The 19,041-nt window shown below is 74.1% G+C and carries 19 protein-coding genes; 9 read left to right on the forward strand and 10 right to left on the reverse strand.

All coding sequences use genetic code 11. The features are described from left to right. The first annotated feature begins 94 nt into the window (after window positions 1-94). Window positions 95-1,162, forward strand: a complete 1,068-nt coding sequence (locus tag ACH4SI_RS18960; RefSeq protein WP_398296901.1) for a phosphatidylinositol-specific phospholipase C domain-containing protein — start codon at window positions 95-97, stop codon at window positions 1,160-1,162. A 1-nt stretch (window position 1,163) separates the two neighbouring features. Here the strand turns inward: ACH4SI_RS18960 and ACH4SI_RS18965 are convergent, their stop codons facing one another. After that, window positions 1,164-1,400 (reverse strand): dodecin, encoded by a 237-nt coding sequence (locus ACH4SI_RS18965; RefSeq protein WP_398296903.1) that lies wholly within the window; start codon window positions 1,398-1,400, stop codon window positions 1,164-1,166. A 101-nt stretch (window positions 1,401-1,501) separates the two neighbouring features. Next, complete coding sequence (locus ACH4SI_RS18970; protein WP_398296905.1) at window positions 1,502-1,960, reverse strand: universal stress protein; 459 nt, start codon at window positions 1,958-1,960, stop codon at window positions 1,502-1,504. A gap of 110 nt (window positions 1,961-2,070) precedes the next feature. Between ACH4SI_RS18970 and ACH4SI_RS18975 the strand changes: the two genes are divergently transcribed. Further along, window positions 2,071-2,922, forward strand: a complete 852-nt coding sequence (locus tag ACH4SI_RS18975) for a metallophosphoesterase family protein (RefSeq protein WP_398296907.1) — start codon at window positions 2,071-2,073, stop codon at window positions 2,920-2,922. 13 nt (window positions 2,923-2,935) lie between these two features. Here the strand turns inward: ACH4SI_RS18975 and ACH4SI_RS18980 are convergent, their stop codons facing one another. The 4 genes from ACH4SI_RS18980 to ACH4SI_RS18995 form a co-directional block, all read right to left on the reverse strand. Next, window positions 2,936-3,706, reverse strand: coding sequence for a DUF4239 domain-containing protein (locus tag ACH4SI_RS18980; RefSeq protein WP_398296909.1), 771 nt, complete (start codon window positions 3,704-3,706; stop codon window positions 2,936-2,938). A 50-nt stretch (window positions 3,707-3,756) separates the two neighbouring features. Next, a complete protein-coding gene (locus tag ACH4SI_RS18985) occupies window positions 3,757-3,948 on the reverse strand; it encodes a hypothetical protein (protein ID WP_398296911.1) in 192 nt (63 codons plus the stop codon). Between the two features lie 193 nt (window positions 3,949-4,141). Further along, a complete protein-coding gene (locus ACH4SI_RS18990) occupies window positions 4,142-4,276 on the reverse strand; it encodes a hypothetical protein (RefSeq protein ID WP_398296913.1) in 135 nt (44 codons plus the stop codon). 395 nt (window positions 4,277-4,671) lie between these two features. Further along, window positions 4,672-6,327: an acyl-CoA dehydrogenase family protein gene (locus ACH4SI_RS18995; protein WP_398296915.1), complete on the reverse strand. Its 1,656-nt coding sequence runs from the start codon at window positions 6,325-6,327 to the stop codon at window positions 4,672-4,674. A gap of 139 nt (window positions 6,328-6,466) precedes the next feature. Between ACH4SI_RS18995 and ACH4SI_RS19000 the strand changes: the two genes are divergently transcribed. Further along, on the forward strand, window positions 6,467-7,207 hold the full coding sequence (locus tag ACH4SI_RS19000; protein ID WP_398296917.1) for a PaaX family transcriptional regulator C-terminal domain-containing protein: 741 nt from the start codon (window positions 6,467-6,469) through the stop codon (window positions 7,205-7,207). A 9-nt stretch (window positions 7,208-7,216) separates the two neighbouring features. On the opposite strand, the gene ACH4SI_RS19005 is transcribed toward ACH4SI_RS19000, so the two are convergent. From ACH4SI_RS19005 to ACH4SI_RS19015, 3 genes are all read right to left on the reverse strand, one after another. Then, complete coding sequence (locus ACH4SI_RS19005; protein ID WP_398296919.1) at window positions 7,217-8,221, reverse strand: LacI family DNA-binding transcriptional regulator; 1,005 nt, start codon at window positions 8,219-8,221, stop codon at window positions 7,217-7,219. A gap of 121 nt (window positions 8,222-8,342) precedes the next feature. Next, window positions 8,343-9,323, reverse strand: a complete 981-nt coding sequence (locus tag ACH4SI_RS19010) for an acyl-CoA dehydrogenase family protein (RefSeq protein ID WP_398296921.1) — start codon at window positions 9,321-9,323, stop codon at window positions 8,343-8,345. A gap of 1 nt (window position 9,324) precedes the next feature. After that, the gene (locus tag ACH4SI_RS19015; RefSeq protein WP_398296923.1) at window positions 9,325-10,482 is read right to left on the reverse strand and encodes an acyl-CoA dehydrogenase family protein; all 1,158 of its coding nucleotides are present in this window, start codon (window positions 10,480-10,482) and stop codon (window positions 9,325-9,327) included. Between the two features lie 51 nt (window positions 10,483-10,533). On the opposite strand from ACH4SI_RS19015, the gene ACH4SI_RS19020 reads away from it, so the two are divergent. The 6 genes from ACH4SI_RS19020 to ACH4SI_RS19045 all read left to right on the forward strand — a co-directional run bounded on the left by ACH4SI_RS19020 (window position 10,534) and on the right by ACH4SI_RS19045 (window position 15,535). Continuing rightward, window positions 10,534-11,334 carry an SDR family oxidoreductase gene (locus ACH4SI_RS19020; RefSeq protein WP_398296925.1) on the forward strand — a complete coding sequence of 267 codons (801 nt, stop codon included), beginning with the start codon at window positions 10,534-10,536 and terminating at the stop codon, window positions 11,332-11,334. Window positions 11,335-11,364: 30 nt separating this feature from the next. Next, a complete protein-coding gene (locus ACH4SI_RS19025) occupies window positions 11,365-11,988 on the forward strand; it encodes a TetR/AcrR family transcriptional regulator (protein WP_398296927.1) in 624 nt (207 codons plus the stop codon). Between the two features lie 27 nt (window positions 11,989-12,015). Beyond that, complete coding sequence (locus tag ACH4SI_RS19030) at window positions 12,016-13,173, forward strand: acetyl-CoA C-acetyltransferase (RefSeq protein WP_398296929.1); 1,158 nt, start codon at window positions 12,016-12,018, stop codon at window positions 13,171-13,173. Window positions 13,174-13,431: 258 nt separating this feature from the next. Beyond that, the gene (locus ACH4SI_RS19035) at window positions 13,432-13,854 is read left to right on the forward strand and encodes a septal ring lytic transglycosylase RlpA family protein (RefSeq protein ID WP_398296931.1); all 423 of its coding nucleotides are present in this window, start codon (window positions 13,432-13,434) and stop codon (window positions 13,852-13,854) included. An 11-nt stretch (window positions 13,855-13,865) separates the two neighbouring features. Continuing rightward, window positions 13,866-14,519: a cell wall protein gene (locus tag ACH4SI_RS19040; protein WP_398296933.1), complete on the forward strand. Its 654-nt coding sequence runs from the start codon at window positions 13,866-13,868 to the stop codon at window positions 14,517-14,519. After that, on the forward strand, window positions 14,516-15,535 hold the full coding sequence (locus ACH4SI_RS19045; protein WP_398296935.1) for a MauE/DoxX family redox-associated membrane protein: 1,020 nt from the start codon (window positions 14,516-14,518) through the stop codon (window positions 15,533-15,535). Before ACH4SI_RS19040 ends, ACH4SI_RS19045 begins: the two co-directional genes overlap by 4 nt. Here the strand turns inward: ACH4SI_RS19045 and ACH4SI_RS19050 are convergent. Then, on the reverse strand, window positions 15,453-18,926 hold the full coding sequence (locus tag ACH4SI_RS19050; protein WP_398296937.1) for a SpoIIE family protein phosphatase: 3,474 nt from the start codon (window positions 18,924-18,926) through the stop codon (window positions 15,453-15,455). The genes ACH4SI_RS19045 and ACH4SI_RS19050 overlap by 83 nt on opposite strands. Window positions 18,927-19,041 lie beyond the last annotated feature (115 nt).

Below are 19,041 nucleotides of genomic sequence, written 5' to 3' on the forward strand. Positions count from 1 at the left end.
AACACCCCCATGTGACGAAGTTCCTCTCGTCACCCGGGGGACCCTCCCGTACGCTGCTGCCCAGTTCTGATGGCAGCGGCAGGGGTGGGGTCGGATGGGCAACTCGGGGGGATCCGCGTCCGGCAGGGCGCGGCACACGCGTACGGTGGCGGTCGCCGCGGCGGCCGCCGCACTGTGTCTGACGGCACCGGCGGGCGCGAGCCCGGCCGCCGCGGCCGAGCCGTCGTACGCCGCCACCACGGGGGTGGGCGTGCACAACGCGTACGAGAAGGCCAAGTACCCGTACTTCGCCGACGCGCTCGACTCCGGCGCCTCCCTCCTCGAACTCGACGTGTGGACCAACGCGTTCGGCGCCGGGTGGCGGGTCTCGCACAGCAACCCGCTCGGCAACGACAACAACTGCGAGAACGCCGCGGGCCCGGCCGAACTGCGCACCAAGGCCCGCAACCAGAGCCTGGCCGGCTGCCTCGCCGACATGAAGGCGTGGCACGACGCCCACCCCGGCCACCGGCCCATCGTCATCAAGACGGAGCTGAAGGACGGCTTCTACGACAAGAGCGGCCGCGGCCCCGACGACCTCGACGCGCTCCTGTCCCGCACGCTCGGCGACGCGCTGCTGCGCCCGGCGGACGTGGTGGGCGCTCACCCCGACCTGGACGAGGCGGTACGGGCCGGGGCCTGGCCGTCCCGGTCCGCGCTCGCGGGCAAGTTCATCGTCGAGCTGATCCCGGGCACTGTCGAGGAGAACAACCCGCTCGACACCCTGTGGACCGACCGCGAGTACGCCACCCATCTGCGCGATCTCGCCGCCGCCGGAAGGCTCCGCGAGGCGGCCGCCTTCCCCGCCGTCCACACCGCCGCCGCGGGCGACCCGCGCACCCGCTACCAGGACGCCGCGATCCGCCCGTGGTTCGTGTTCTTCGACGGCGACGCCTCCGCGTACGTCACCGGGAACATCGACACCGCCTGGTACGACACCCGCCACTACATCCTGATCATGACGGACGCGCAGAACGTCGCGCCCGCCATCGACGGCACCCGCCCCACCGAAGCCCAGGCGCGGGCGCGGGTGAACGACCTCGCCGCGCGGCACGCCAGCCTCGCGACCGCCGACTGGTATCCGCTGCCGTCCGTGCTGTCCGCCGTCGTCCCCCGTGGCTGAATCAGCCGGGCAGATCACCGGAGCCTTCGTCGGTGTCCTCCAGCCGGAATCCGACCTTCAGCCCCACCTGGTAGTGCGCGATCCGGCCGTTCTCGATGTGCCCGCGCACGGCGCCGACCTCGAACCAGTCCAGATTGCGCAGCGTCTTCGAGGCGCGGCCGATGCCGCTGCGGATCGCGTCGTCGACGCTCTCGGTGGACGAGCCGACGATCTCCGTCACCCGATAGGTATGGGACATGGCAGTCTCCCCGGTCCTGGGGCGGTCCGATGGTTCCTCTCCCCACGGTGCCTCACCCCGTCCCGGTCCGCGAGCCGGATGCGGCCGCCCCGCCCGGTGCGCTACGGCACCACCGTGACCGGCCAGCGCCCCGCCTTGACCAGCCGGACCGCCACCGAGCCGACGATGCGATGCCCCGCCTGCTCGGACGCGCCGACCACCACCGCGTCGGCCTTCACCTCGTCCGCCGCCGTCACCAGGCCGTTGTACGGATCGCCGCGGAAGGTGTGGAACTCCCAGCGCACCTCGAAGACCCCGCGCAGCCGCTCGGTCGCCTCCCGCATCTCCTGCAGCAGCTCCTCGGCCACCTCACCCGTGGTGTCCGCCACGGAGGCGCCCAGCGCCGCCCCGGCCGCCATCACGGGCTGTATGTACACCACGACGAGCAGCGCGTTCTGCCGTCTGGCCAGCCCCGCGGCGTACGCGACGGCACGCCAGGACGTCTCCGAGCCGTCCAGGCCGGCCACGATAACCTTCGGACCGTCAGTTCCGCGCTCGAAGGCCGCGGGAAGTTTGTCCATCACATCTGCGAGGCTAGCGCCATGGACGAACCGGTGATCACCCGGTCCGTCCTGCGGCGTGACCACGCCGCTACCGCAACATGACCGCCGACCGTACGACAGGAGAAACAATGGGCGGCACGCACCGGGGCGAACTACTCGCCATCAGTGACCTGCACGTGGCCTACGAGGAGAACCGGGCGATCGTGGAGCGGCTGCGGCCCGGCTCCGAGGACGACTGGCTGATCGTCGCGGGGGACGTCGGCGAGGTCTTCGCCGACATCGAATGGGCACTGGGGCTGCTGAGCGAGCGCTTCGCCAAGGTCATCTGGTCGCCGGGCAACCATGAGCTGTGGACCCACCCCAAGGACCCGGTGGAGGCCCGGGGCGTGGCGCGCTACGAGGCGCTGGTGGAGATGTGCCGGAGCAAGGGCATCGTCACGCCCGAGGACCCGTACCCGGTGTGGGAGGGCATCGGCGGGCCGCTCACCATCGCCCCGCTGTTCCTGCTCTACGACTACACCTTCCGCCTCGACGGCCTCACCACCAAGGAGGCCGCCCTCGCCCACGCCCACGACGAGGGCGTCGTCTGCACCGACGAGCACTTCCTGCACCCCGACCCCTACCCCACCCGCGACGCCTGGTGCCGCGCCCGGATCGCCGAGACCGAGGCCCGGCTCGCGGCCTGCGATCCGGCGCTGAAGACGGTGCTCATCAACCACTGGCCGATGACCCGGCTGCCCACCCGGGTGCTGCGCTACCCGGACTTCGCCCTGTGGTGCGGCACCGAGCTGACCGCCGACTGGCACGTCCGGTTCCGCGCCGAGACCGTCGTCTACGGCCACCTCCACATCCCCCGGACCACGGTGGAGGACGGGGTGAAGTTCCAGGAGGTCTCGGTCGGCTACCCGCGCGAGTGGAAGGCCCACGGCCGGGTGCCCGAGGACCCGCTGCGCCGGGTGCTCCCGGTGGCGGTGTCCTGACCGGGCGAACGGGTCACAGACCTCGCCGGGCGCCGGGGAACAGGTCGGTGAAGGGCGTCGTCGTGTCGCCGACCGTCCGCCCGAAGGGGTCGTCGAAGTCCCACACCAGGAAGAGCAGGAAGACGATGAGGGCGGTGAACATCACCGCCAGCATCAGTTCCCGTGGCGAGCGGCGGATCTGCAGGGTGAAGACCAGCCCGATCACCAGCGCCGCGCCGAACAGCAGTCCGAACCAGACCACCTCGGGCATCGTCGGCCCCGCGCTCTGCCGGCGGGCGCCCCGCGCGTCGTCGACGGCGGCCACCTGGTCCACGAGCGGCTGGTACGCCTGCGACTGGAGGTCGGACTGCGGCTTGGCCATGGTGACGTCGTGCCGCAGCCTGGCCAGCAGATCGGTGCCCCGGTCGGTCAGCTCGCCCTTGTCGACCATCACCTTCCACTCCCGGGACACCACGTGGTTCACATACGCGTCGACGTCGTCGCGGATCCGGTCGCGCACCGGCTGGGGGTAGACGCCCACCCGCTCGCTCACCTCGTGCAGCGCCTGCGCCTCCGTCCGCACGCCGTCCTGGGCGGCGCCGCGGGCCTCCCAGACCCCGGCGATGGCCAGGCCCAGCACGATCGCGTAGACCACGCCGATCATCATGATCATGTAGTCGAGGACATCGGGGGTCTCGCTCGTATCGTCGTCGTCGCCCAGGCGGCGGGCGTTGAGGATCGCGAGGACGACGACGGCCGCGCAGATCCCGGCCATCAGAAGAATCAGAGTCAGCCATTGGGGCATGGGGAACCTCCGGTACGGATCGGCCGGGAACGGCCGGCGGTGTGGGCGGGTCAGCCGCGTCGTCCGCCGCGCGACCCGGAGCGCGAGCGGGGGCGGAGCGCGGCGGCCGTGAGGACCGCGGGCGCGGTGAGCAGCAGGGTGAACGTGACCAAGGAGGTCCCGCCGTCGGGTGCGTGGCGCGCGGGCTTCTGATACGCGTGCACCTCGACGCGGTGGGTCTCGCTCGGCGCGGGAGCCGACATGGTGGGCGGCGCCGGAGGCTCGGGGGGCCTGGTCGGCGGAGCGACCGGGACCGGCGGCGCGGGGCGCCGCACGGACGGGGCGGGCACGGGAACGGGCCCTGCCGACCGCGTGGGCGCGGGGGCGCGCGTCGGCGTGGGGCTCGGCACCGGGGTGGCCGACGGCGACGCGCTCGGCGTGGGCGTCGGCCTCGGCTCAGGGGTCGGCGTCGGTGACGGGCTCGGCGTCGGTGTGGGGCTTGGCGTGGGCGTGGGAGTGGGCGTCGGGGTCGGGGTCGGTTTGGGCGTGGGGGTAGGCGTCGGGGTCGGCTTGGGCTTGGGCGGCGGGCACCAGCCGTACTGGAACCTGAGCCAGTCCCGCCGCGCTGCCACCGACGCCCTGACGCACACGCAGAACCCCGGGCCGATCTGGACCCGCAGCCGCAGCCTCACCCTCGTACGCGGTCCATGCTCCGCACCCCCGTCCCCCGTCCCCGCCCCGTCCCGGACGTCGAGCGTCCCCCGCGGGGCGGTGGTGGCGGCCGTCTGGCCGTCACCACCCCCGTCGGCCAAGGCCGTCGCCCCCGTCGAGGCGAGCAGCAGGGCCGTGGTCAGGGCCCCCGCCCGCCATGCGCGATGCCATCGATTCACGAGGAGATATTCGGCTGAACGGGCCGCTGTCAGCCGTATGCGCCCAAAAATACGCTCGAATAGGGGAAATAATAGGGAGATTTTGGAGGGTGAGGTTTACATCCGGAGGTCCTTGGGGCGGGCCCGGTCCAGGATCGGGCCGGTGTCCGTCCCCGGCGGCAGGGTGCCGAAGGCGTGCCCCCAGTCCCCGTCGAGCCGGGAGGCGCAGAACGCGTCGGCGACCGCCGGGTGGCTGTAGCGCACCAGCAGGCTGCCCTGGAGGACCAGGGTCATCTGCTCGGCGAGGCGGCGCGCGAGCAGTTGTGCCCGCTGCGGATCGGCGAGCTGCGGCAGCAGCGCGCGCAGCCGGGCCACGGCCGCGTCCAGCCGCGCGTCGGCCCCGGCGGCGGCGTCCACCTCGGCGAGGAAGGCGTCCAGCGCGCCCGTCTCCCGGCCGAGCGCGCGCAGCACGTCGAGCGCGGCGACGTTCCCCGAGCCCTCCCAGATCGACTGCAGCGGCGCCTCCCGGTACAGGCGCGGCATGCCGGAGTCCTCCACATAGCCGTTGCCGCCCAGGCACTCCAGGGCCTCGGCGGTGTGGGTGGCGCCGCGCTTGCACACCCAGTACTTGCTGACCGCGAGCCCCAGCCGGCGCAGCGCCGCCTCGCCCGTGTCCCCGGCCTCGGCGTGGTCCAGGGCCGCCGCGAGCCGCATCGCGAGCGTGGTGGCCGCCTCCGACTCGACCGCCAGATCGGCCAGCACGTTGCGCATCAGCGGCTGGTCGATCAGCTCGGCGCCGAAGGCCCGGCGGTGCTCGCAGTGGTGCAGCGCCTGCCGCAGCCCGGCGCGCATGCCCGCCGCCGAGCCGATCACACAGTCCAGCCGGGTCACGTTGACCATCTCGACGATGGTCCGCACCCCGCGCCCCGGCTCGCCGATCCGCCAGGCCGTGGCGCGGTCGTACTCGATCTCGGAGGAGGCGTTGGAGCGGTTGCCGAGCTTGTTCTTGAGCCGCTGGAGGTACAGGGCGTTGCGGGTGCCGTCCGGCAGGACGCGCGGCACCAGGAAGCAGGTCAGCCCCTCGGGGGCCTGCGCCAGCGTCAGGAACACATCGCTCATCGGCGCGGACGTGAACCACTTGTGGCCGGTGAGCAGGTACGTGCCGTCGTCCCCGGCCACGGGGGTGGCCTCGGTGGTGTTGGCGCGTACGTCCGAACCGCCCTGCTTCTCGGTCATCGACATGCCCGCGATCAGCCCGCGCTTGGTGAGCGGCGCGCGCAGCCCGAAGTCGTAGGTGCGGGCGGTCAGCAGCGGCTCGTACACGGCGGCCCGCTCCGGTTCGGCGCGCAGCGCCGGGACCGCGGCGTACGTCATGGAGATCGGGCAGCCGTGGCCGGGCTCGGCCTGGGCGAAGGCGTAGAACGTGGCCGCGCGGGCCAGGTGCCGCCCGGGGCGGGTCTCGGCCCAGGCCGCCGCGTGCTGGCCGCTCTCCACGGCGACGGACATCAGCCGGTGGTAGGCGGGGTGGTACTCGACCTCGTCGATCCGGTGGCCGTAGCGGTCATGGGTGTGGAGCACCGGAGGGTGCTCCTCCGCCATCCGCGCCCAGTCCTGGACCTCGGCGGAACCGGCCCGGGCGCCCACCTCCCGCACCCGCGGCTCGGCCCATTCCGCGCCGTCCCGGCGCAGGGCCTCCAGCAGGGCGGGGTCGTCGGCCGTGCTGAAGCCGGCGAGGGGCGGAGCCTGGTTGAGGACTTCGTGCGTCGCGCTCATGGCAAGCGTCTCCTGAGGTCGCCGCGGTGCCGGCCGGGGCCGTCTTGACCGTTTTTCGGTTCCTTACGATTCCAGTATGCGTGATGGAAAACTGTAATGATAGGTGGAGGAGCGGTGATGGATAGGGTTCCGCACAGCCATGGATGACACCGGAACGCTCACGCTGCGCCCCCTGACGGCGCGCTCGATCGTGCTCAGCACCCTGCTGGGCCACCATCCGCCGCAGCTGCCGGTCCGCGCGCTCGTCCGCGTCGGCGCGCTGTTCGGCACGGCCGAGGGGACGGTGCGGGTCGCCCTCACCCGGATGGTGGCCGCCGGTGACCTCGAACAACACGGCGGCGCCTACCGGCTCACCGAACGGCTGCTCGCCCGCCAGGCCCGCCAGGACGACAGCCGGGCGCCCCGCACCCGGCGCTGGGACGGCACCTGGGAGATCGCCGTCGTCACCTCCGACCGCCGCCCCGCCTCCGAGCGCGCCGCGCTCCGCCAGGCGATGGCCGCGCTGCGGCTCGGCGAACTCCGCGAGGGCACCTGGCTGCGCCCCGCCAACCTCGTCCGCCCCCGCCCGCCCGTGGTCGCCGAGCAGTGCGGCTGCTTCACCGCCGCCCCGGAGGACGACCCGGCCGCCCTCGCGGCCCGGCTCTGGGACCTGCCGGGCTGGGCGGACCGGGCCCGCCGCCTCGCCGCCGCCCTGGACGCGGCGCGGAGCCCGGCCGACCGCTTCACGGTGGCGGCGGCGGTGCTGCGGCACCTGCTGACGGACCCGGTGCTGCCGGACGAACTGCTGCCGGAAGGCTGGCCGGGCACCGACCTGCGGGTGCGGTACGACGCGTTCGAGCGGGATTTCCGCGGGCAACTGCGCCAGTACACCGCCCAGTGACCGCCTCGGCTACGCCGAGCCGCGCAGCACCAGTTCCACGTTCAGCACCACCGCCGGTTCGATCGCCTCCCCACCCGCCAGCCGCAGCAGCTGACGCGCCAGCCGCCGCCCGATCTCCGCGATCGGCTGCCGCACCGTCGTCAGCGGCGGGTCCGCGTAGCGCGCCGCCTCCACATCGTCGAAGCCCACCACCGCCACGTCCTCCGGCACCCGCCGCCCGGCCTGCCGCAGGGTCCGCAGCACCCCGAGGCCCATGAGGTCGGAGGCCACGAAGACGGCGTCCAGCTCCGGCTCCCGCCTCAGCAGCTCCCGCATCGCGGCCGCGCCCGACTCCTGCGTGAAGTCCCCGGCCGCCACCACCGGTTCCCGCCCCGCCTCGGCCAGCGCCGTCCGGTAGCCGGTCAGCCGGTCGATGCCGGCCACCATGTCCTGCGGGCCCGCGACCGTGGCGACGCGGGTGCGGCCCGAGCCGAGCAGATGCCTCACGGCGAGGGCCGCGCCCCCGGCGTTGTCGACGCCCACGTACGGCAGCGCGGTCGGGCCCAGCAGCCGTTCGTTGCAGACCACCGGAACGCCCATGCGGGCCAGCGCGGCGGGCAGCGGGTCGGCGCCGTGCACGGAGGCGACCATGACCCCGTCGACGTGGCGAGCCAGGGCGAAGCGCTCGATGCGTTCCCGGCCGGCGGGGGAGCGGGCCATCATCAGCACCAGCTGCTTGTCCGCGTCCTCCAGCTCCTGGCCGACGCCGCGCACCACCCCGGGGAAGAACGGGTCGTCCGAGAAGACCCGGCCCGGCTCCTCGGGCAGGACGAGTGCGAACGAGTCGGCGCGCTGGGTCACCAGGCTGCGGGCCGCCTGGTTGGGGACGTACCCCAGCTCCTCGACGGCCCGCAGCACCGCCGCGCGGCTGTCCTCGGCCACCGTGGTCGAGCCGTTGACGACACGGGAGACCGTGGCGCGCGAGACGCCCGCGTGCCGGGCCACGCTCTCCAGGGTGGGCCGGGGCCGGTGCATCCGGGCATACCTCGCTGTTCGCTTCGCCGCCGCTGCTCGTCGGTACAGCATGGATCAGGATGCGGAGCGGATGACACTCCTCCGGCTCCGGGACGCGACCGGCTTCAGGACAGGAGCGGCTTCAGGGCGCGAGCACGCGGGCGCGGCAGAGCGAGGGCGCGCCCCAGGCGCCCCGCAGGGCGCGGGCCTTGCGGATCCACAGCGACAGGTCGTACTCGTCCGTGTAGCCGATCGCGCCGTGCAGCTGGAGGGCGGTACGCCCGGCCGCGTACGCCGCGTCGCCCGCCGCCACCTTGGCGGCGGCGACCTCGGGCCCCGCCCCCGGTCCGCCCGCCGCGAGCGCGACCGCGGCCCCGTGGAGCAGCGGGCGGGCGAACGCGAGCCCGATGAGCACATCCGCCAACTGGTGCCGCACCGCCTGGAACGAGCCGATCGCGCGGCCGAACTGGGTGCGCTGCTTGACGTACGCCACGGTCCGGTCCAGCAGCGCGAGCCCGGCGCCGAGGGACTGGGCGGCCGTGGCGAGGGCGGCCCAGTCCGCGGCGCGCGCGGCGGCCGCGGCGACGGTCGCGCCCCGCGCCAGCGGCTCGCCGCCCGGCAGCGGCGGGGCGAGGCGCCGGGCGGGGTCGAGGGAGGCCCGCACCGGGCCGTGCCCCGGGGCCAGCCACAACTCCTCGCCGCGGACGGCGAGGACGGCGTCGGCGGCGTCCGCGTCCAGGGCGTACGGACCGCCGTCGGCCATCGCCACGGTGACCATGGCCTGCCCGGAGGCGATACGGGGCAGCCAGTCCCCGGCCGCGGGGGACGCCGTCAGCAGCACCGCCGCCGCGGCCGTCTCGGCCCACGGCCCCGGCACGGCGTGCCGCCCCAGCTCGACGCAGGCCACGGCCAGCTCCACCGGCAGCGGCCCCACCCCCTCGTACGCCTCCGGTACGGTGAGCGCGGTCACCCCGGCCTCGGCGAGCCGCCCCCACAGCGCCCGCCCGGGCGCGTGCTCCCCGCGCGCCCATGCCCGCGCCGCGCCGGGAGTGTCCGCGGCGCCGAGCATCCGGTCGAGGGTGCGGCCGAACTCGCTCTGGGCCTCGTCCAGCAGGAATCTCATGTCACCGCCTGCTCTTCGGCAGGCCGAGCAGCCGTTCCGCCACGATGTCCCGCTGGATCTCGTTCGTCCCGGCGTAGATCGGCCCTGCCAGCGCGAAGACATAGCCCTCCGCCCAGCCGTCCTCAGCCAGCTCACCGGGCGGCCCCAGCAGGTCGAGGGCCGTTTCGTGGATGCTGATGTCCAGCTCCGACCAGAAGACCTTGTTGAGGCTCGACTCGGCCCCGAGCTGTTCCCCGGCGGCCAGCCGCGAGGCGCCCGCGTACGCGAAGAGTTCGTACGCCCGGGCGCGGATCACGGCGTCGGCCACCCGGTCCCGCAGGGCCGCGGCCGCCTCGTCCCCGGCGGCGGCGCGGGTCCGCCACAGGGCGGCCAGCCGGCGGGCCGCGGCCGTGTAGCGCCCGGGGCTGCGGAGGGTCAGCCCGCGCTCGTTGCCCGCGGTGCTCATCGCGACCCGCCAGCCCTGCCCCGGTTCGCCGATGACGTCCTCGTCGGGCACGAACACCTCGTCCAGGAAGAGTTCGGCGAAGGCGGGCTTCCCGTCGAGGCGGCCTATGGGACGTACGGTCACGCCCGGCGCGTCCAGCGGGAACATCAGATACGTCAGCCCGCGGTGGGGCGGGGCCCCGGGCTCGCGGTGGCTGCGGAACAGCCCGAAGGCCCGGTCGGCGAAGGCCGCCCGGGAGGACCAGGTCTTCTGGCCGGTCAGCAGCCAGCCGCCGTCCGCGCGCCGGGCGGTGGAGCGCAGCGAGGCCAGGTCGGAGCCCGCCTCCGGCTCGGACCACGCCTGCGCCCAGACGACCTCGCCGCGCGCCATCGGCGGCAGGATCCTGGCCCGCTGTGCGGCGGTGCCGTGGTCGAAGAGAGTGGGGGCCAGCAGGCTGACGCCGTTCTGGCTCACCCGCCCTGGCGCGCCCGCCGCGTAGTACTCCTCCTCGAACAGCAGCCACTCCAGCACCGACGCGCCCCGCCCGCCGTACTTCTCGGGCCAGGTCACCGCCGACCAGCGGCCGGAGGCCAGCGTTCGCTCCCAGTCGCGATGGGCGGCGAACCCCTCGGCGGTCTCCAGCGACGGCAGGGGAGCGGCGGGCACATGGGCCGCGAGCCACCGCCGGGCCTCGGCCCGGAACGCCTCCTGCCGCTCGGTCAGGTCGAGATCCATCGGGTCCCCGGCTCCTTCCCTAACAAGTGTTTGGTAGGTTACCGTGGCGCCGTGAGGGACAACAAGCCGTCGTACGTTCCCGGCCATGGCCTGCTCGCCGGCCGCACGGCCGTCATCACGGCCGCGGCGGGCGCCGGGATCGGCGGCGCCACGGCCCGCCGGTTCCTGGAGGAGGGCGCCCGGATCGTCATCGGCGACGCCCACGCACGCCGCCTGGAGGAGACGGCCGCCGCCCTCGCCGAGGAGTTCGGCGCGGACCGCGTCACCGGGCTGACCTGCGATGTCACCGACGAGGACACGGTGGCGGCGCTCTTCGACCTCGCCGAGGAACACCACGGACGGCTGGATGTCGTGGTCAACAACGCCGGTCTCGGCGGCACCGCCGAACTCACCGAGATGACCGACGAGCAGTGGCACAAGGTCATCGACGTCACCCTGGGCGGCACCTTCCGCTGCACCCGCGCCGCCCTCCGCCGCATGAAGGCCCGCCCGGCGGACGGGCCCGGCGGCGGCGCCATCGTCAACAACGCCTCGGTCGTCGGCTGGCGCGCCCAGGCCGGGCAGGCCCACTACGCCGCCGCCAAGGCCGGGGTCATGGCGCTCACCCGCTGCGCCGCCGTCGAGGCCGCCGCGTACGGGGTGCGCGTCAACGCCGTCTCGCCGAGCCTCGCCATGCATCCGCACCTGGTGAAGGTCACCACGCCCGAGCTGCTGGCCGAGCTGACCGCGCGCGAGGCGTTCGGCCGGTACGCCGAGCCGTGGGAGGTCGCCAACGTCATCGTCTTCCTGGCCAGCGGCTATGCGTCGTACATGACGGGCGAGACGGTCTCCGTCAGCAGTCGGCACCCATGAGCGCGGCGGCGGTGAGGCGAGAATGGGAACGTGCCGAAAATCAGCGGGAACAGCAAGAAGACCACTGTGAGCCCGTCCCCCGAGCGGCGTCGCGAACTGCTCTCGACGGCGGCCGAGGTGTTCGCCGCCCAGGGCTACAACGCGACCACCGTCCGCCGGATCGCGGACGAGGCGGGGATGCTCGCGGGCAGCCTGTACTACCACTTCGACTCCAAGGAGTCGATGGTCGACGAGATCCTCTCCGCCTTCCTCGACGAGCTGTGGGCGGGGTACGAGGACGTGCTGCGGGCCGGGCTCGGCCCCAGGGAGACCATCGAGGCGCTCGTCACCGAGTCCTTCCGGGAGATCGACCGGCACCGGGCCGCCGTCGCGATCTACCAGAAGGAGTCCCGGCAGCTCGCCGCCCTGCCCCGCTTCGGCTATCTCACCGACTCGCAGCGCAGGTTCGAACGGGCCTGGCTGGGCACGCTGGAGCGCGGCGTGGCCGACGGGGTGTTCCGCGCCGACCTCGACGCCCGGCTGGCGTACCGCTTCCTGCGCGACACCGTCTGGGTCGCCGCGTCCTGGTACCGGCCCGGCGGACAGCACAGCCCGGAGGAGATCGCCCGCCAGTACGTGTCGATGGTCCTGGACGGCATCACCCCCCGGGAGTGACCTTCATCGGACTTGTGAGGAGCAGCCATGGCCGAGGCATTCATCGTCGAAGCGGTACGGACCCCCGTCGGCCGCCGCAAGGGCGGGCTGGCGTCCGTCCACCCGGCCGACCTCGGCGCGCACGTCCTGCGCGCCCTGATGGAGCGCTCGGGCGCCGACCCGGCCGCCGTCGAGGACGTGGTCTTCGGCTGCCTGGACACCGTGGGCCCGCAGTCCGGTGACATCGCCCGCACCTGCTGGCTGGCCGCCGGGCTGCCCGAGGAGGTGCCGGGCGTGACCGTCGACCGGCAGTGCGGCTCCTCGCAGCAGGCCCTGCACTTCGCGGCGCAGGCGGTGCTCTCCGGCACCCAGGACCTGGTGGTCGCGGGCGGCGTGCAGAACATGTCGCAGGTGCCGATCGCCTTCGCCAGCCGTCAGGCGGCCGAGCCGCTGGGGCTGACCGAGGGGCCCTTCGCGGGCTCGGAGGGCTGGCGGGCGCGGTACGGCGACCGGCCGGTCAGCCAGTTCTACGGGGCCGAGATGATCGCCGAGAAGTGGGGGATCGGCCGCGCCGAGATGGAGGAGTTCGCGCTCCGCTCCCACCGGCGCGCGCTCCGCGCCATCGACGAGGGCCGCTTCGACCGCGAGGTCGTCCCGTACGGGGACGTCCGCGTGGACGAGGGGCCGCGCCGGGACACCAGCCTGGAGAAGATGGCCGCGCTCGCCCCGCTCATGGAGGGCGGCCGGCTCACCGCCGCGCTCTCCTCCCAGGTCTCCGACGGCGCCGCGGCGCTGCTGGTCGCCTCCGAACGGGCGTTGCGGGAACACGGCTTGACCCCGCGCGCCCGGATCCACCATCTGTCGGTGCGCGGCGAGGACCCGATCCGGATGCTGTCCGCGCCGATCCCGGCCACCGCGTACGCGCTGAAGAAGACCGGCATGACCATCGCCGACATCGACCTGGTGGAGATCAACGAGGCGTTCGCCCCGGTGGTGCTGGCCTGGCTGCGGGAGAGCGGCGCCGACCCGGAGCGGGTCAACGTCAACGGCGGCGCGATCGCCCTGGGCCACCCGCTGGGCGCGACCGGCGCCAAGCTGATGACGACCCTGCTGCACGAACTGGAGCGCACGGGTGGGCGTTACGGGCTGCAGACGATGTGCGAGGGGGGCGGGCAGGCCAACGTCACGGTCGTCGAGCGGTTGTGAGGCGGTGGTCGGCCCCGGCTCGGCGGACGGAGTCCGGCGCAGGCGGCCGAAGCCGGTGAGGCCCTCCGGGGCCGAGCGGTGCGAGGGTGCCGTGAGGGGTGGGGTCGGTGTGCGAGGGGGGCGGGCAGGCGAACGTCACGATCGTCGAGCGGTTGTGAGGCGGTGGTCGGCCCCCGCTCGGCGGACGGAGTCCCGCCGTGCCGCCGGTTCGGACGCTTCCGCGTGGCGGCCACCTGCGGCCCCGCGCATGATGGCCGCATGGCGTGCGGATCGACCAGCCTCGGGAACGGCGAAGCCACCTGGTTCTGCTGTGGCAACGCCTGGGGCCCGTGTGCCGCCGCGGGCGGCGGCGCCTGCGGCACCTGCAAGTCCAGCGCCCTGCAGGCCGCCTGGCCCCACGCGTCGAAGGCGTGCTGGGACATCACCCGGCCGGATCTGTGCGGCGAGAACCTGCCGCGGCGCGGCTGCGGCTCGACCATCAAGGTGCGCCACCTGTGCTCCGGCGCGTCCGTCTGCGTCACCGTCAGCGACTGCGGTCCGCGCACCCGGAGCTTCTGCGGTGAGTCCAGCTGCTGCGACGGCCGCTGCCGCAGCAACCGCGTCATCGACCTGACCCCGGCGGCCTTCTCCGCCATCGGCAGCCTCAGCTCCGGCACCCTGCCGGTCTCCCTCTACGAGTGAGGCCCGCGGCCATGAGCGCACACCGGATCTCCGACCCCCTCGACCGCCGCCGCTTCCTCACCGCCGCCGCGCTGCGCGGCGCGACCGTCGTCGGTACGGGCGTCATCGGCGCGACCGCGCTGGGTGCCGTGGACGCCGACGCCGTCTTCGCCGCGCCCCTGCGCCGTCCCCTGGACCCCGCGGTCCCCGCCGGCGCCTTCGTGGAGGGGCGGATCACCTCCATCGACGGCAGCGTGCTGGAAGTGGCGGGCTCCTACGGCGACTACGCCCGTATCCGGCTCACCGGCGCCACCAGCGTGTGGAAGGTACGCGCCACCACCGCCGCGTCGATCGAGACCGGCGACGGGCTCTACGCACGCGGCGTCCCGATGCCCGACGGCACGGTCGCCGCCGACGCGGTGTGGGTGAACATCGTGAACCTCCACACCACCATCCGCGGCATCGAGAAGACCCGGCTGCACCTCGCGCACGGATCCCACGAGATCGTCGGCAACCTCCTCCCGGAGACCTCCAGCGCCTCGTACTCCGGTTCCGCGCCCACGACCGACCTCTCCGGGCTGCGCATCGGTCAGGGCGCTCAAGTCCTGGGCGCCTGGCGGCCGTCCGACGACTCCGTGGACATCGTGCGGGTGGCGGTCGGGCCGGGCCCGGGACACCGCCGATGAGTGCTGCCGCCCACCCACTCTCCGTCCTCGATCCGGCCGTCCTCGATCCGGCCGTCCTCGATCTGGCCGCGCCGCTGCTCGCCGGGGTGCTGGGCGTGGCCGGTGCGGGCAAGCTCTTCGGCCACGGCACGGCCCGCCTGGCGCACCGGACCGCGCTGGCCCGGCTGCTGCGCGGCGGCGGCCGGGCGGCGTTCGCCCTGCGCGCCCTCGGCGCCCTCGAACTCCTCCTGTGCGCCGCGCTGTCGGCGCTGCCGCCGTCGGTGGCCACGGGCACGGCGGCCGCCGCGCTCGGCGCCGGTTTCCTCGGCTATCTCGGGTACGCCCGCGCGACCGCGCCCGGCACCTCGTGCGGTTGCACGGCGCGGGACGACAGGCCGGTGGGCGTCAGGGCCTTCGCCCGCGCCGCCGTCGTGGCGGCGGGCGGTGTCGCCGTGGCGCTGGCCGGGCACCCCTGGTGGGTCACGGCCTCGCGCCACCCGGCCGCCACCGGGTGCTGCGCCCTCGCGGCGGTGGCCGGGCTGGTGGCCCTCTCGGCCGACCGCCGGTGGCGGACGCCGTGGCGCAGGCTCCGCATCCGCCTCACCGGACACCCGCTGGCCGGAGCCCCGGCCGGAGCCCCGGCCGGAGCCCCGGCCGGGGCGCGGGTGCCGGTGGCCGCGACGGTCGAGTTGCTGGAACACTCGCTCGCCTGGCAGACCACCTCGCCCCTGGTGCGGTCGGCGCTGCTGGACCACTGGGACGAGGACGGCTGGCGCATCCTCCAGTACGCCGGGGTCCACGCGCGCGGCGGCACCGCACGACCGGTGGTGGTGCTCTTCGCGCTGGACGCGGGGGCGAGCCGGGACGGGGTGCGGGAGCCCGCGGTGCGGGTGAGCGTCCTCGACGCCGACACCGGCGAGCCAGTGGCGGCCGGCGACAGAGCCACGGCGCCCGCTACGGAGTTGACGCCGCCAGCAGCGCCGTGTCGTCGTCCACCCGGCCCGGAATGTCCAGCAGCCCCAGCGCCCGGTCGATGATCGTCTGCGGGTCGGCGAGGACGGGCGGGGTGAGCCCTTCGCAGGCGCGCCGCAGCGCCGCCAGGCCGTCGTCGAGGGGCAGATGGCTGTTCTCCACCAGCCCGTCGGTGAACAGCAGCAGCCCCGCGCCGGGCGGCAGCCGCGTCTCGTGGCCGACCGGGGGCTCGTGCGCGAGGCCCAGCGGCGCGTTCGGGCAGACGTCGAGGAAGCTCGTCGTCCCGTCCGCCACCAGCAGCGGCGGCAGATGGCCACTGGCCGCGTACCGCAGCCGACGGGTGCGCGGCTCGTACACCGCGTACAGGCAGGTCGCGAAGTGGTCGACGTCCAGGGAGCGCAGGTAGGCGTCCAGCTTGCCGAGCAGGACGCCGGGGGAGGCGCCGTCCAGGGCGAAGCCGCGCAGGGTGGAGCGCAGCCTGCCCATCACGGTGGCGGCGTCCACGTCATGGCCCATCACATCCCCGATCGTCAGCCCCATCTCGCCGTCGGGCAGCGCGATGACGTCGTACCAGTCGCCGCCGATCTCGGCGCCGCTCGCGCTCGCCTCGTAGTAGGAGGCGGTGCGCAGCCCCGGCATCTGGGGGAGGGTTTGCGGCAGCAGGGCGCGCTGGAGCGTCATCGCGAGATGGCGCTCGTTGCGGAAGCGGGCCGCGTTGTCGTACGCCAGGGCCAGCCGGCCGGCCACGCCCCGCAGATACTCCCGGTCGGCCGTCGTGTACGCGCCCTCGCGCCGGGCGATGGCCAGGGCACCCAGCATCCGGCCGTGCGCGAGCAGGGGTACGGAGAGCAGGGTGTCGCCGGTGGCGGGCGTGTCGGGGGCGGCGCCCGCGAGCAGAGTGTCGGCGAGGGCCCGGTCCAGGCGGTCGTCCGGCGCCACGGGCTCCCCGGCGGCGTACACGGGCCGCTCGGCGCGGGGGTCGGCGAGGCGGACGCGTATCTCGTCGGCCAGGGCCGGGATGAGCAGCTCCCGGGCGGTGTCCAGCACCTGCGGCGGATCGAGGGTGTCGGACAGCTGCAGGCTCGCCTGGGACAGTGAGGTGAGCATGTCCGCCTGCCGGCGGCTGTCGCTGAGCACCCGTTCGCGCAGCCGGGACAGCTCCAGGTTGGCGCCGACCCGGGCGAGGAGCTGACGCGCCGAGAAGGGTTTGGCGAGGTAGTCGTCGGCGCCCGTGCCCAGCCCCCGTACCGTGGACTCCTCCCCGGCCCGTGCGGTCAGCATGATGATCGGCAGCCGGGTGGTCCGGGGATCGGCGCGCAGCGCCCGCACCAGCCCGAAGCCGTCCAGGCGCGGCATCATCACGTCGGTCAGCACCAGATCGACGGGGTGCGCCAGGGCGGTGTCCAGCGCGGTACGGCCGTCGGCCGTGAGGAGGACGTCGTGCTCGCGGCCGAGGAGTTCGCCGAGATAGGACCGTACGTCGGCGTTGTCGTCCGCGACCAGCACCCGCGGCCGCGTGGCCGGGGCGGGCTCCGGCGGGCCCGGAGCGGGCTCGGCGCGGCCGCCCTCCGTTTCGTAGGACTCCGCGGACTCCGCAGACTCCGCCGGGATCTCCTCCGCCGGAAATTCCGCCGCCAGGGGCTCGGGCGGGGCGGTGTCGAGCCAATGGCGTGCCTCCTGGGCGTACGCGGCGGCGCGCTCGGCCCCGCCCGTCGTGCCCTGTGCGGACGGCGCCCCGCGCGTCACGTCCTCCAGATGCGCGGTGCCGAACGGTATCTCCACCGTGAACTCGGTGCCCCGGGCCGGGACGCTGGTCACCGAGATGGCGCCCGAGTGCAGCTCGACCAGGTCCTTGACCAGCGCCAGTCCGATGCCGCTGCCCTCGTGGGACCGGGACCGCGCCCCGCGCACCCGGTGGAAGCGTTCGAAGAGATGGGGCAGCTCCTCCCGCGGGACCCCGGTGCCGGTGTCGCTCACGGTGAGCCGGGCGTGGCGGTCGGCGGTGGTCATCCGTACCGTGACGCCGCCGGTGAAGGTGAACTTCAGCGCGTTGCTGATCAGATTGAGAACGATCTTCTCCCACATCTCCCGGTCGACGTGCACCGGCTCGGGCAGCGGCGGGCAGTCCACCTCCAGGGCCAGCCCGGCCATGTCGAAGGAGGAGCGGAAGACGGCCGCCAGCTCGGCGGTGACACGGGACAGGTCCACCGGCTCGAAGGTGCCCTTGAGCCCTCCGGACTCCACCCGGGAGACGTCCAGCAGGGTGTTGACCAGCTTCAGCAGCCGCAGCGCACTGCGCTCGGCCAGCTCCAGCTGGGACCGCCGCGCGGGGCGGTCCTCGTCGGCCAGCGCCTGCTGGATCGGGCCGAGGATCAGGGTGAGCGGCGTACGGAACTCATGACTGATGTTGGAGAAGAACACCGTCTTGGCGCGGTCCAGCTCGGCCAGCGTCTCCGCACGCCGCCGCTGCTCGTGCTGGGTGTGGGCCGCCGACAGGGCCGCCCCGACGGTGGTCGCCAGCACCTCGAAGAAGTCCTGGTAAGGGGCGGTGGCGGGCAGCCGCGGATTGACGCCCATCACCAGCACGCCCTCCACCGCGCCCGACCGGACCAGCGGATGGGCCAGCGCCTCCTCCCCGGGCATCGCGAACAGCGCGCCCGGCAGCCGGGCCGGTGCCGCGTCGCCCACGACGGCCGCCAGCCGCGCCGCCAGGCCCGCCGTCTCCTCGATCCGGTCCAGACGCACCTCCCGGACAGCCTCGACGGCCTCCGCCGGAAGGGCGGCGGACGCGGCGAGCTGGAGCCTGCCGGGCCCGGATACGAGGTAGAAGGCGGTGAACGGGACGTCGTCCCGGTGGATGTCCAGCATCTCCGCGACGGTCCGGGCGACGTTCTGCGGGGTGCGCAGCCCGGCGGTCCGCGCTCCGAGCCCCGCCAGCAGCCGCAGCCGCCGCTCGCTGAGCACCCGTGCCGTGGTCTCGGTGACGACGCACAGCACCCCGCCCACCGTGCCGCCCTCCAGCAGCAGCGGCTGGAAGGAGACGTCGAAGTAGGACTGCTCCAGGAAACCTCGGCGCTGGATGGCGAAGGACCGGTCGGTCACCAGGGAGGGCTTGCGGCTCTCCCGCACGGTCTCGAAGAGCGGAGCGGCGGACAGCTCCCAGTTCTCGGGGAAGACGTCCTCGCCGGACCGGCCCAGCGCCCCCGGATGCTTGGAGCCGATGATGGCCGCGTACCCCTCGTTGTACAACATCGTGTACTCGGGACCCCAGAACACGGCCATCGGCTGTTCGGTGAACAGCACGATGCGCAACGCCTCGACCAGCCGCGAAGGCCATGCGTCAGTGGCGCCGAGGGGCGTCGCCGACCAGTCGATTCCGCTCATCACCCTGCCGAGCGCACCGCCCTCGGCGAACAGCTCCCCGGCCGGTGTCCGCTGTTTCCCGGGCCCGTTCATCGAGTCAGCTTTCCTCTCACATTCTGGCACAGTGCCGCCGCCGGACGAGGGGCCGCCGACACCGTGGGTTGCACGGGCATCCGCACTGAGTACGCTGGACGATGCGTGACGTACT

This window comes from Streptomyces sp. NPDC021212, assembly GCF_044332925.1.
Lineage (GTDB): Bacteria > Actinomycetota > Actinomycetes > Streptomycetales > Streptomycetaceae > Streptomyces.